This is a genomic window from Streptomyces sp. NPDC017529, from assembly GCF_044329785.1.
GTDB lineage: Bacteria > Actinomycetota > Actinomycetes > Streptomycetales > Streptomycetaceae > Streptomyces.
Window position 1 is genome coordinate 18,410 of the sequence record NZ_JBIRJY010000022.1, and the last position, 11,815, is coordinate 30,224.

The 11,815-nt window shown below is 73.3% G+C and carries 8 protein-coding genes; 3 read left to right on the top strand and 5 right to left on the bottom strand.

The window, feature by feature from the left end; all coding sequences use genetic code 11:
• Positions 1–24: 24 nt before the first annotated feature.
• Complete coding sequence (gene guaA / locus ACH4K4_RS33295) at positions 25–1,611, bottom strand: glutamine-hydrolyzing GMP synthase (RefSeq protein ID WP_398172620.1); 1,587 nt, start codon at positions 1,609–1,611, stop codon at positions 25–27.
• A gap of 273 nt (positions 1,612–1,884) precedes the next feature.
• Between guaA and ACH4K4_RS33300 the strand changes: the two genes are divergently transcribed.
• Entirely contained in the window at positions 1,885–2,229 is a 345-nt protein-coding gene (locus tag ACH4K4_RS33300) for a chorismate mutase (protein WP_398172622.1), read from the top strand.
• 664 nt (positions 2,230–2,893) lie between these two features.
• Positions 2,894–3,919: an LAETG motif-containing sortase-dependent surface protein gene (locus ACH4K4_RS33305; protein WP_398172624.1), complete on the top strand. Its 1,026-nt coding sequence runs from the start codon at positions 2,894–2,896 to the stop codon at positions 3,917–3,919.
• 58 nt (positions 3,920–3,977) lie between these two features.
• On the opposite strand, the gene ACH4K4_RS33310 is transcribed toward ACH4K4_RS33305, so the two are convergent.
• The 3 genes from ACH4K4_RS33310 to ACH4K4_RS33320 form a co-directional block, all read right to left on the bottom strand.
• Entirely contained in the window at positions 3,978–5,816 is a 1,839-nt protein-coding gene (locus ACH4K4_RS33310) for a GMC family oxidoreductase N-terminal domain-containing protein (protein WP_398172626.1), read from the bottom strand.
• A 72-nt stretch (positions 5,817–5,888) separates the two neighbouring features.
• Entirely contained in the window at positions 5,889–7,535 is a 1,647-nt protein-coding gene (locus tag ACH4K4_RS33315) for a succinic semialdehyde dehydrogenase (protein WP_398172628.1), read from the bottom strand.
• A gap of 172 nt (positions 7,536–7,707) precedes the next feature.
• Positions 7,708–9,351, bottom strand: a complete 1,644-nt coding sequence (locus tag ACH4K4_RS33320) for a serine/threonine-protein kinase (RefSeq protein WP_398172630.1) — start codon at positions 9,349–9,351, stop codon at positions 7,708–7,710.
• Positions 9,352–9,673: 322 nt separating this feature from the next.
• Between ACH4K4_RS33320 and ACH4K4_RS33325 the strand changes: the two genes are divergently transcribed.
• Positions 9,674–10,717, top strand: a complete 1,044-nt coding sequence (locus tag ACH4K4_RS33325; RefSeq protein ID WP_398172632.1) for a hypothetical protein — start codon at positions 9,674–9,676, stop codon at positions 10,715–10,717.
• On the opposite strand, the gene ACH4K4_RS33330 is transcribed toward ACH4K4_RS33325, so the two are convergent.
• Positions 10,629–11,789 carry a M64 family metallopeptidase gene (locus ACH4K4_RS33330; RefSeq protein WP_398172634.1) on the bottom strand — a complete coding sequence of 387 codons (1,161 nt, stop codon included), beginning with the start codon at positions 11,787–11,789 and terminating at the stop codon, positions 10,629–10,631. The genes ACH4K4_RS33325 and ACH4K4_RS33330 overlap by 89 nt on opposite strands.
• Positions 11,790–11,815 lie beyond the last annotated feature (26 nt).

Consider the following 11,815-nt stretch of genomic DNA (forward strand, 5'->3'; position numbering starts at 1 on the left):
CCGCGGTGGGGACCTACGAGGGGGTCACTCCCACTCGATGGTGCCCGGGGGCTTGCTCGTGACGTCGAGGACGACGCGGTTGACGTCGGCCACCTCGTTGGTGATGCGGGTGGAGATGCGGGCCAGGACGTCGTACGGCATACGGGTCCAGTCCGCGGTCATCGCGTCCTCGGAGGAGACCGGGCGCAGCACGATCGGGTGGCCGTAGGAGCGGCCGTCGCCCTGGACGCCGACGGAGCGGACGTCGGCGAGGAGGACCACCGGGCACTGCCAGATCTCGCGGTCCAGGCCGGCCGCGGTCAGTTCCTCGCGGGCGATGGCGTCGGCCTCGCGCAGGAGGTCGAGGCGCTCGCGGGTGACCTCGCCGACGATGCGGATGCCCAGGCCGGGGCCGGGGAAGGGCTGGCGCTGGACGATCTCGTCCGGCAGGCCCAGCTCGGCGCCGACCGCGCGGACCTCGTCCTTGAAGAGCTGGCGGAGCGGCTCGACGAGCTCGAACTCCAGGTCCTCGGGGAGGCCGCCGACGTTGTGGTGGGACTTGATGTTCGCGGTGCCGGTGCCGCCGCCGGACTCCACGATGTCCGGGTAGAGCGTGCCCTGGACCAGGAACTTCACGGGCTCGCCGGCCGCGCCGGACTCGGCGACGATCTCCGCCTGGGCCTGCTCGAAGACCCGGATGAACTCCCGGCCGATGATCTTGCGCTTCTCCTCCGGGTCGGAGACGCCGGCCAGCGCGTCCAGGAAGCGCTCGGAGGCGTCGACGACCTTGAGCTGGACGCCGGTGGCGGCCACGAAGTCCTTCTCGACCTGCTCGGTCTCGCCCTTGCGCATCAGGCCGTGGTCGACGTACACGCAGGTCAGCTGGTCGCCGATGGCCTTCTGGACGAGGGCGGCGGCCACCGCGGAGTCCACGCCGCCGGACAGGCCGCAGATCGCCCGCGCGCTGCCGACCTGCTCACGGATGGCCGCGACCTGCTCGTCGACGACGTTGGTGGTGGTCCACACCGGCTCGATGCCCGCCCCCCGGTACAGGAAGTGCTCCAGGACCTGCTGGCCGTGCGTGGAGTGCATCACCTCGGGGTGGTACTGCACGCCGTACAGCTTCTTCTCGTCGTTCTCGAAGGCGGCGACCGGCACCATGTCCGTGGACGCGGTGACGGTGAAGCCCTCGGGCGCGGCGGAGCAGGCGTCGCCGTGCGACATCCACACCGGCTGCTCGGCCGGGGTGCCCTCGAAGAGGGTGGAGGCGTTCTTGGAGACGTGCAGGTCGGTACGGCCGTACTCGCGGGCGCCGGTGTTGTCGACCGTGCCGCCGAGGGTGGTGGCCATGAGCTGGAAGCCGTAGCACATGCCGAAGACCGGGACGCCGGCCTCGAACAGGGAGCGGTCCAGGCTGGGCGCGTCCTCGGCGTAGACCGACGACGGGCCGCCGGAGAGAATGATCGCCTTGGGGTTCTTGGCGAGCATCTCGGCCACCGGCATGGTGGACGGGACGATCTCGCTGTAGACCCGGGCTTCGCGTACGCGGCGGGCGATGAGCTGGGCGTACTGCGCGCCGAAGTCGACTACCAGGACGACGTCGGGGGCGGCAGCAGGTGACGCTGATGGCACTTCGGCGGCCTTCCGGCGGTGGTGGTGCAGGGGTTGGACTTTCGATTCTAACGGGCTCATACTGAGCGCCATGTACAAGCAGCTGACCTTCGTCTTTACCTATGGCACCGGCCCGTCCGGCTGCCATGGTCGTGCTGCTTGATCATCTGACGAGCGACTTCCCAGGCGCCCCGGGCCGGTACAGGCCCGGGGCGCTCGGTTTTTCTGCGGGTGGCGGGGCCGTAGGCGGTACGGACGGCGGCTGCGGGGTCATGATCCGTAGGAGTGACGGACATGAGCGGTATCCAGGCGGTCACGGACCCGGCGACGATTCCTGTGGCCAAGGCCACGGGCAGGGCCACGGTGAAGCCCGAGACGGGCGCGCGTACCGAGGCGGCGGCCGGTGTGATCACGGACGCCCGGCAGCGGATCGACGATCTCGACGGCCGGATCATCGGCCTCGTACAGGAACGCATGGCGGTGTCGGCCGTCATCCAGCGCGAGCGCATCGGCTCCGGCGGGCGGCGGGTGAACCTCGCACGCGAAATGGAGGTCCTGGAGCACTACAGGAGCCAGCTCGGGCGGCCCGGCACCGCGCTCGCGATGACGCTGCTGGAGCTGTGCAGGGGCCGGATCTGAGCCGCGGGCGGCACGAGTCCGTGTCACCCGTACGGCGCCGTGACCGGCCGCCGCCGGGCTTCGTTGTTCCGGATGCCACGCCAGCCAGGTGCGGTCTGCAGGACTACGCGTAGACGCCGCCTCGTGGGCGGAACCGCCGCAGCGATGAGACGCCGACCGAGTTGAAGCGGTCCGCGTCGTGGGACCTCGCTGTGGCGCCGTGACCGGTCAGCAGGGGACAGCAGCCCGGTCACATCCGATGGGGCGGTCGGTCCCGGGGACGCCTGGGACCGACCGCATCCGGTCGGAGAGTCGGAGAGACCGCGCCGGACGCGGCGCGTCCGGCGCCGGGGCACCCACGGCCCCCGACAACTTGAGAGCCAGCGGCGCTCCCCCCGGCGCCGCCCCTCGGTGCCGCCGCTGCCCTGACGCCGGCGCCGAACGCCAAGGGCCCCGTGACCGCCCGCGTTCCCGCGCGGACGGCGTCCCGGGGCCCTTCGCCGCGCCGCCGCGCCCGGGCGCTCTGTGACGGGAGTCACTGCGGTGGTCCGCGCCGGGCCGCGCAACCTTTTCCGGATACGGCCGGTCAGTATCTGCAATCGCCCGGCCCTACCGCGCCCCACCGCGACGGCCCTCACGAACTCGTGCCGCCACGACGGCACTTCGGCCCCGAGAGGTCTTCACGATGAAGCTCCGCCGTGCCCTGGCCGCCGTCACCGCGACGGCCGCCCTCGCCCCCGCCGCCCTGCTGGCGGCCCCCGCCGCGTACGCCGCCGAGCCGCCGGGCGGCGCCCCGGCGGCCACACCCACCGCGACGCCGACGCCCGGCGCGTCGCAGACCGCGACCTCCCCGGCGCCCGGCCAAAGCAGTCCGGCGCCGCAGAACGGGGAGTCCTCCGGCACCGCGACTCCCGGGCCGACGGCGTCGTCCGCCGCTCCCGGCGCCGGCCGGCAGGCCGGGAAGGCCGAGCCGACACCCACGCTGCCCCAGACGCCGTCCGAGAGCCCGACGTGCGAGGACTTCTCCAGCGAGCGGGCCGTCAAGGCCCAGCTGCTCGGCCTGCCCACCAAGATCGTGGCCGGCTCCGGCTGGGTGGGCTTCACGTTCCGGGCCACCAACGTCTCCGGCAAGCACATCAGATCCGTCGACGCGTTCGCGCAGGTGTACGCGCTGGACAACAAGACCACCGACGACATCTCCGGGCACCTGGCCTTCGAATGGTTCGACGCGCGGGCGGGTGTGTGGAAGCGGGTGCCCGGCGCCGAGGAAGGTGACGGGTACTTCGCCCAGATCGCCGGCGCGGACGGCCTGCGCCCCGGGGAGTACGCGGACGCCAAGCTGCGGATCAAGGCCGACGCCAAGACGCCCGCCGGCTACGGCGGCGCGGTCAGCGTGGGCTGGTACCTGAACGCCGACCTGGAATGCGGCTACTCGGACGCCACCGACTACTCCTTCGACATCCTGCCCGCCGGCAGCAGCAAGCCCGGCCACGTGCCGGACGCCCAGGGCAAACCCGGCAAGCGCCCGAACCGGCCGTCGCCGCAGGGCGGTTCCAAGCAGCAGGCACAGCTGCCGGTCACCGGGAAGCTCGCCGAGACCGGCGCGTCCTCCGCGCTGCCGGCCGTCGCGCTGTCCGGCGCGGCGGCGGTCGCGCTCGGTGCCGGTGCGGTGTTCGTCGTACGCCGCCGCAAGGGGGCCGGCGCCTCCTGAGCACGCGGGCGGAGGCAAGCGGGCCGCATCCGCGGCGGTGCGGCCCGTACCCCTCGCGTCAGCTTTCCGCCGGGGCCGCGGCCCCGGTCTTCCGCGGGACGGCCGGTACGGGCAGCAGCGGCAGCCGCAGGGCCGCGAACGCGTCGTCGGGGACGGCCGGGGAACGCGGCGCCACCGCGGTCAGCCGCTGGTACGGGCGGCCCGGCGCGGGGCGCGCGTCGTCCTCGCCCTTGTTCGGCCAGAACGCCATCGCCCGTTCCGCCTGCGCGGTGATGGTCAGCGACGGGTTGACGCCGAGGTTGGCGGAGACCGCCGAGCCGTCGACCACCGAGATGCCGGGGTGCCCGTAGAGCCGGTGGTACGGGTCGATCACACCGTGGTCGGCGTCCTCGCCGATCGGGCAGCCGCCCAGGAAGTGCGCGGTCAGCGGGGTGCCCATCAGCTCGCCGACGTTGCTGCCCGCGAACCCGTTGATCTCCCGGGCGAGCAGGGTGGCGGCCTCGGCGGCTTCCGGTATCTGCTGCGGGTTGGGTGCGCCGTGCCCCTGGCGGGCGGTGAGCAGGCCCTTTCCGAGGCCGCCCGGTTTGCGGTACGTCGTCAGGGAGTTGTCCAGGGACTGCATGACCAGCCCGATGATGGTCCGCTCCGACCAGCGGCGGTTGGACAGCGAGCGCAGGAGCAGCAGCGGGTGGCGGACGCAGTTGGCCGCCCAGGCGAGGGCGCGGGGCGCGCGGGTGGCGACCGGGACCTGGAGGATGGACAGGCTGCCCATCGCGTTGGAGCCCTTGCCGTAGCGGACCGGCTCGATGTGGGTGCTGGCGTTCGGGTGGATGGACGAGGTGATCGCGACGCCGCGGGTGAAGTCGGCCTTCGGCGCGCCGTGCGCCTTGCGGTAGCGGCGGTCGTCGGTCTGCGCGCCGACCAGGGCCTCGGAGTTGGTGCGGGTCAGCTCGCCCAGCCTGGCGGAGACGCGGGGCAGCAGGCCGCTGTCCTTCATGCGGTGCAGGAGCGTCTGGGTGCCGTACGTGCCGGCGGCGACGACCACCCGCCGGGCCGTGAAGGTACGGCCCTTGCCCTTGCGCTTGTCGTCGGTGGGCAGCGTGCCGACGGCGAAGCCGCCGCGCGAGTCCTCGGTGAGGGTGACGACGGACGTCAGCGGGTGGATGACGGCACCGGCCCGCTCCGCGAGGTAGAGGTAGTTCTCGGTGAGGGTGTTCTTGGCGCCGTGCCGGCAGCCGGTCATGCACTCGCCGCATTCGGTGCACGCGCTGCGGGCCGGGCCCGCGCCGCCGAAGTACGGGTCCGGGACCTCGGTGCCGGGCGCGGCCTTCGCCGTGCCGTCGGTGTCCTTGCCGTCTCCGAAGAAGACGCCGACCGGTGCCAGGTGGAAGGAGTCGCCGACGCCCATCTTCTCCGCGGCGGCCTTGAGGTGGACGTCCGAGGGGGTCGTGGTCGGGTTGAGCCGTACGCCGAGCATCCGCTGCGCCTGCCCGTAGTACGGCCGCAGCTCGTCCTGCCAGTCGGTGATGTGCCCCCACTGCCGGTCCTCGAAGAACTGCTTCGGCGGCACGTACAGGGTGTTGGCGTAGTTGAGGGAGCCGCCGCCGACCCCGGCGCCCGCGAGGACCATGACGTTGCCGAGCAGGTGCACGCGCTGGATGCCGTAGCAGCCGAGGGCGGGCGCCCACAGATAGTTCTTGATGTCCCAGGAGTTCTTGGGCAGGGTCGCGCGGGTGAAGCGGCGCCCGGCCTCCAGGACGCCGACGCGGTAGCCCTTCTCGGTCAGGCGGAGCGCGGAGACGGAGCCGCCGAAGCCCGATCCGATGACGAGCACGTCGTAGTCGTACCCGTCCTCGGGCGTGTCGCGCTGTTTTTGGGCAGGGTGGTCCTGGGGCACTGGCACTCCCTTGTTCTCGGGCGGGCTCTCGCGGGCCCGTGCTCTCAGTGGAGGCGTCTGAGCGGAGGCGTCTCAGCGGAGGCGGAACGCCTTCATCGCGCGCAGGCTGCGGGTCATGAACGCCGCGTACTTCTCGTCGTCCATGCCGAACGACGGGGCGAGCGGCATGAGGCGCTGGTGGGCGACGGTCTGCGCCTCGGTGTACTTGAGGATGCCCTCGGAGCCGTGGCGGCGGCCGAGCCCGGAGTCGCCCATGCCGCCCATCGGGGACTGGACGCTGCCGTAGCCGGCGGCGTACGCCTCGTTGACGTTGACCGTGCCGGTGCGCAGCCGCGCGGCGACGGCGCGGCCGCGGCGGCCGTCCTTGGTCCAGACGCTGGAGTTCAGGCCGTACGCGGTGGCGTTGGCGCGGGCGATCGCCTCGTCCTCGTCGCTGAAGCGGTAGATCGAGACGACCGGGCCGAAGGTTTCCTCCTCGCACACGGCCATCGGGGGCTCGACGCCGTCGAGGATGGTCGGCTCGTAGAACAGCGGACCGATGTCGGGGCGGGCGCGGCCGCCGGCGACCAGCCTGGCGCCCTTGGCGACGGCCTCTTCCACGTGCCGGGTGACGGTCTCCAACTGCCGCTCGCCGACGAGTGATCCCATGTCGGCGCCGTAGGCGAGGGCGTTGCCCAGGCGCATCGCCTTCGTGCGGGCGGCGAAACGCTCCACGAAGGCGTCGGCTATGGAGGCGTGGACGTACAGGCGCTCTATGGAGATGCAGAGCTGGCCCGCCGAGGAGAAGCAGCCGCGTACGGCGCCCGCCGCGGCCTTGTCCACGTCGGCGTCGCGCAGCACCAGCATGGCGTTCTTGCCGCCGAGTTCGAGGGAGACGCCGACCAGGCGGGCGGCGGCGCCCTGCGCGACCTCGCGTCCGGTTCGGGTGGAGCCGGTGAAGGAGACGTAGTCGGCGTGCTTGACGACCTCGGGGCCGACGACCGGGCCGTCGCCGAGGACGACCTGCCAGACCTCCGGGGGCAGCCCGGCCTCGATGAGCTGCTCGCGGGCCCACAGGGCGGTCAGCGCGGTCTCGGTGTCGGGCTTCATGACGACGGCGTTGCCGGCGGCGAAGGCGGGCAGCGCGTCGCCGACGGACAGCTCGAAGGGGTAGTTCCAGGGCGCGATCTGCCCCACGACGCCGCGCGGCCGGCGCAGTTCGGTGACCTTGGTGAGGGTCGGCACGACGCCGGTGTGGCTCCGGGGCCGCAGGTACGCCGGTGCCTTGCGGCCGTAGTGGCGGGCGGCGACGGCGACGGCCTGGATCTCCTCGTGGGCGTGCAGCCGGGCCTTGCCGGTCTCCAGCTGGATCAGGTCCAGCACCTCGGCCTGGCGCCGCAGCACGAGGTCGTGGAAGCGCAGCAGGACGGCGGCGCGCTGCCGGACGGGGACTTCGGCCCAGGCGCGCTGGGCGGCGCGGGCGCGTTCGTAGGCGGTGGCGACGTCCTCGGGGGTGGACTCGGGCAGGTCCGCCAGCTTCTCGCCGGTGAACGGCGTGTGGTTGGCGGTGCGGCCGCTGCCGGTCACGCCGCGGGCGAGGCGGGCGGCCAGGTGCGGGGTGACCACGTCGGCCGCGGTACGGGTACCGGCGGCGGCGCGGACGACGGGGTTGCCGCCGGCGGGCGCGTCCTGCGCTGCGGTGGCGGAGGGGCTGGTTCCGGTGTCCTGCGAGTCCGTCATGCGGGCGAGCGTATGACGCGTCGGACGCTTTGGGTACCCACCGGTAACGAGTTTTCACGCCGTGCGCACAATCGCGCCAGTATTCACTGGCCACAAGGCCGCTGTTCTGGGACCTTGCGGCTGCCCCGCACTCCGGCGGCCGCCGTTCCCGGGGCCGGGGCGCGGGCCGGGGTCAGCCGACCTGGCCGGGTACCGCCAGCTGGAAAGTGCGCAGGGCCACGGTGAAGTGCCGTTTCGCCTGAGCGCGTTCGCCGAGCGGTGCCGAGACCCACACGTCGTACATCTTCCCGCCCTCCTCCCAGCTGAGTTCGTAGGTGTGCCGCGCGCCGCCGTCCCCGGGACCGCCGTCCCAGGTGAACTCCCACAGCGCGGCAGGCAGGCCGTGGTGCGTCGCCTTCGTGACCGTGCCGTCGCGGTAGCCGGGGTAGTCGTCCGGGCCCTTCGCGTCGGCCTCGCGCAGCGTGCCCAGCGGCCCGGCCGGGACCTGCTTCTGTACGTGGACGCCGAGCCGGTAGCGCTTGCCCGCGGAGTAGTAGTAGACGCGCGGATTCTCATACGAGCGCGAGAAGCCGTTCGGTACGGCGAGGGCGAAGCCCATGGGGTCGCGCACCAGGAGGTACCCGGGCGGGGCAGTGGCGCTCTTGCCCGCGCTGCCGGACCCGCCCGGGTGCTCCTGCGTCCGCGTGGCGCCGGGGCCGCCGCCCTTGCCGTCCGCACCACCGTCGTCGAGGACCAGCGCCGCGATCCCCAGGCCCGCACCGGCCAGCACACACACGGCCAGGCCCGTGAGGAACGCGGTGCGCGCGCGGCCGGTGTGCGGGCGGGCCGCGGCGGCCAGCGCGCGGTCCGCCAGGGCGTCCGGTATCGGGACACCGTACGGGCGGCCGGGGGCGGCGGGTTCGTGCGGCAGCCGCTCGGGGCCCGTGGACGCTCCTGGCGGCGTACCGTGCGGCGTCCCGGGGGCGCGGCCCGACTGGAGGTAACCGCGCAGCAGCCGCTCGGTCCCGGAGATGTCCAGCCGCCGGTCCGGGTCCCGCTCCAGCAGGCCGCGGACGACCGCCAGAAGGGGGCGGGCCGGCTCCGGCAGCTCGATCTCCTCGTCCACGACCGCGTTCATGACGCCGCCCAACGAGTCGCGCCGGAACGGCGACTCGCCGCTGAGCGCCGCGCACAGCAGCGCGCCGACCGACCACAGGTCCGCCGCCGGGCCCGCGTCGCGGCCGGACATCCGCTCGGGCGCGGTGTATTCGGGCGAGCCGACGAAGCCGCCGGCCTCGGTCAGCGTCGGGCCGCCGGGTACCTGGGCGACGCCGAAGTCGGTGAGCACGACACGGCCGGTGCCCGCCTCCAGCAGGACGTTGGCGGGCTTGATGTCGCGGTGCAGCACACCGCGCGCGTGGGCCGCCCGCAACGCGCCGAGCAGCGCGATCGCGATCCGGGCCGCCTCCCGGGGCGCGAGCGGTCCGCCGCCGGCCAGCCGGTCGGCGAGGGAGCCGCCGTCGACCAGTTCCATGACGATCCAGGGACGTTCGTCCTGTTCGACGACGTCGTGGAGGACGATCACGTTCGGGTGCCTGATCCGGGCGACGGCCCTGGCCTCGCGCATCGTCCGCTCGCGCCGGTCCGCCGCCTCGGGCCCGACGGTCGGCGCGGGCCCGTCCCGGCCGTCGTCCAAGTGCAGTTTCTTCACCGCGACCTGACGCCCCAGCAATTCGTCGGTGGCGCGCCAGACGGTCCCCATACCGCCGTGTCCGAGCCGCTCGCCCAGGCGATAGCGGCCGGCCAGCAGCCGGCCCTCGCCCCCGAAGCTCCCCATGGGGTCATCTTGCCCCACCGGCCGCCGAACCGACCTCGGCAGACGGGGGACGGGCGGCGTGCGGGAGACAGGTGCCGGCGTGCCACGAGATTGTCCGGCGCGACCCGGGGCAGAGGGTGTAGTGCCCGGTGGCGGGCGGGGCGCCGGTCACCCGGTGTACGGCAGTGCCCCACGACACACGGAAGGGAACCTCCGCCGCCTCCGCCGCCGTCCTTGAAACAGTGAGGCGGCAGGAGGAACCGGGCACACGACACAGGGCAGTCGGCCGTACGCGGGCCGGCGAGGGCGAGCACGGCACGGCGCGGCGGATCGGGGGTCGGACATGGTGATGCAGGACGGCGGTGTGGTGGACGTCCGGCCCGGCCCCGGCCCCGGGCGGGCGGCGGCCGAGCACGACCGGGCCTACCGCACGGCGGGCGCGGCCCTCGGCCTCTACGGCGCGGCGCTCACCGCCTGGACGGTGTACGGCATCGTCCAGGGCGACGGCAGCGTCTGGGACTTCTTCGAAGGGCTCTTCAACCCGCGTGCCTCCTTCTTCATGTGGACGCTCGGGCCCGGCGAATGGGCCCTGGTCGTCGCGCTGCTGGCGGTCGCGGGCTGCGCGCTCGCCCGGCGGCGCGTGGCGCGTACGGGTGCGCTGCTGCTCGGCTGGGTGATCCTGGCCCAGTCGGCGCGCGAGATCGCCGGCCTGTGCCACGCCGGCTACCGGCAGCTGTACGCCGTGGAGCACCTCGGCGGCCTGGTGCTGGCGACGCGCGGCCTGGGGCTGGTGGCGGCCCTGGTCGTGGTGGTGTCGCTGCTGCCCGCCGCCGAACGGGCGGACGCCCCGGGGGCCGACTCCTGGTGGCGGCGCAGGCTCTCCCGTATCTGCGGAGTGCTCTTCCTGGTCCTGGGCGCGGTGCGGCTCGCCTGGACGGTCTGGGGCATGGCCCAGGACCGCCTCGACGTGGGCCCCTACCTGCACCGCGCGGTGGACGCCTCCCGCAACGCGTCCGTCCAGCTCTCCAACTCCACCGAGTTCACCACGCTGTCGGCGGTGATCATCCTGGCGGTGCTGGGCGTCCTCGCCGTCCGCGGCCGCCGGGACGTGCGCGGCGCGCTCCTGGTGTTCGCCGCCGTGGAGCTGTACCTGACCGTGCGCACGGTGGTGCTGCTGACCGTCACCGGCTTCTTCGGGGGCCCGTTCGTGACCGGCGAGAGCGTGGTCTCGCTGGTCACGACGGCGTACGAACTGGCCGCCACGACCTCGGTGGTGGTCCTGGCGACCGGCCGTTCGTTCAGTGCGTACGGGGCTCCCGGGGCTCAGCGGAGCGGCCCGTATGGCGGTGGAAACCCTCGATCATGGCCTGACGGCCGGGCAGGTTGAACTCCCGGCCCAGGGTGCGCATGATCGAGTCCTTGGTGGGCCGGTTGAGGCCGCGCGGAAAGTAGCCGCCGCCCTCGTACGCGCCGACCTTGCCGCCGTCCGGCGACTCCTTGCCGAGGTCGCGGTACCACTTCGCCTTCTTGGCCTTCAGCTGCGCGGCGCTCATCTTGGTGATGTTGGGCGCGGCCGGCTCGGGACCGCTGTACGCGCCGTTGGTGTCGTACACGTACTCGTCGGCCAGCTTCCCGAGGGAGTGCCCCGTCTCGTGCACCGCCACCTGCGCGGAGTCGCGGTGGTCGGAGGAGGCGGTCGCGATGCCGTCGTATCCGACGGGCGAGGTGATGTCGTTGTAGCCCGCGCCGCCGTACTTGGCGGAATTGCTCAGGACGATCACCAGGTCGGCGTCCGGGGCCTTTGAGGCGTACGACTCGACCTTGCCGGTGTCCACGCAGAGCAGGCGCTCGATGTCGTCGCACCAGAAGCGGGAGTCCAGCGCGGTGTCCCGGACCACGTTCTTGGCCGGGTCGCCGGAGACGCCGGACTGGTTGGAGACGGCGTCCACGGTCCAGACGTTGAACAGGGCGCGGTTCGCGGCGTACGGCTGGACGGCGGAGATCTGCGCCCACTTCGCCTTCGCGTCGGCGTGGAAGCCCTTCTGCTGGGCGAGCGTGTAGCCGTCGCCGATGAAGACGACGTCGACCTTCTTCGCGGTGGGGCCCTTGCGGACGAGCGAGGTCACCTCGCCGTCGGCGGCCAGTTCGGCGGCGGACCGCGCGCGGTGGGCGCTCACCAGGCTCTTGGGCGTGGCGGCCGGGACGGTGGTGTGGCGGGGGTGGCCTTGCGGCCCGGTGAAGTACTCGACCTGCTGGGTGCGGGAGGGCGAGGGCGGCGGTGTGGCGGAGGGGGAAGCCGAGGCCGCGGGGGCGGTGACGGCCATGCCGCCGACGAGCGCGAGGCCGGACGCGGCGGCGGCCACGCGGATCGCCGTACGGCCGCGGGCGGCGGACCGCTGCCGTATTCGGGCCCGTATGGAAGTGCCGGGCGGTGTGGGGGTACGCCGGGGTCTGTGCACGAGGCTGCCTTCCGAAGCGATGCCGA

Excerpts from the sequence above, each read along its gene's own strand:
- ACH4K4_RS33320 (WP_398172630.1), bottom strand. The coding sequence starts at position 9,351 with ATGGGGAGCTTCGGGGGCGAGGGCCGGCTGCTGGCCGGCCGCTATCGC.
- ACH4K4_RS33315 (WP_398172628.1), bottom strand. The coding sequence starts at position 7,535 with ATGACGGACTCGCAGGACACCGGAACCAGCCCCTCCGCCACCGCAGCG.
- ACH4K4_RS33300 (WP_398172622.1), top strand. The coding sequence starts at position 1,885 with ATGAGCGGTATCCAGGCGGTCACGGACCCGGCGACGATTCCTGTGGCC.
- ACH4K4_RS33325 (WP_398172632.1), top strand. The coding sequence starts at position 9,674 with ATGGTGATGCAGGACGGCGGTGTGGTGGACGTCCGGCCCGGCCCCGGC.
- ACH4K4_RS33305 (WP_398172624.1), top strand. The coding sequence starts at position 2,894 with ATGAAGCTCCGCCGTGCCCTGGCCGCCGTCACCGCGACGGCCGCCCTC.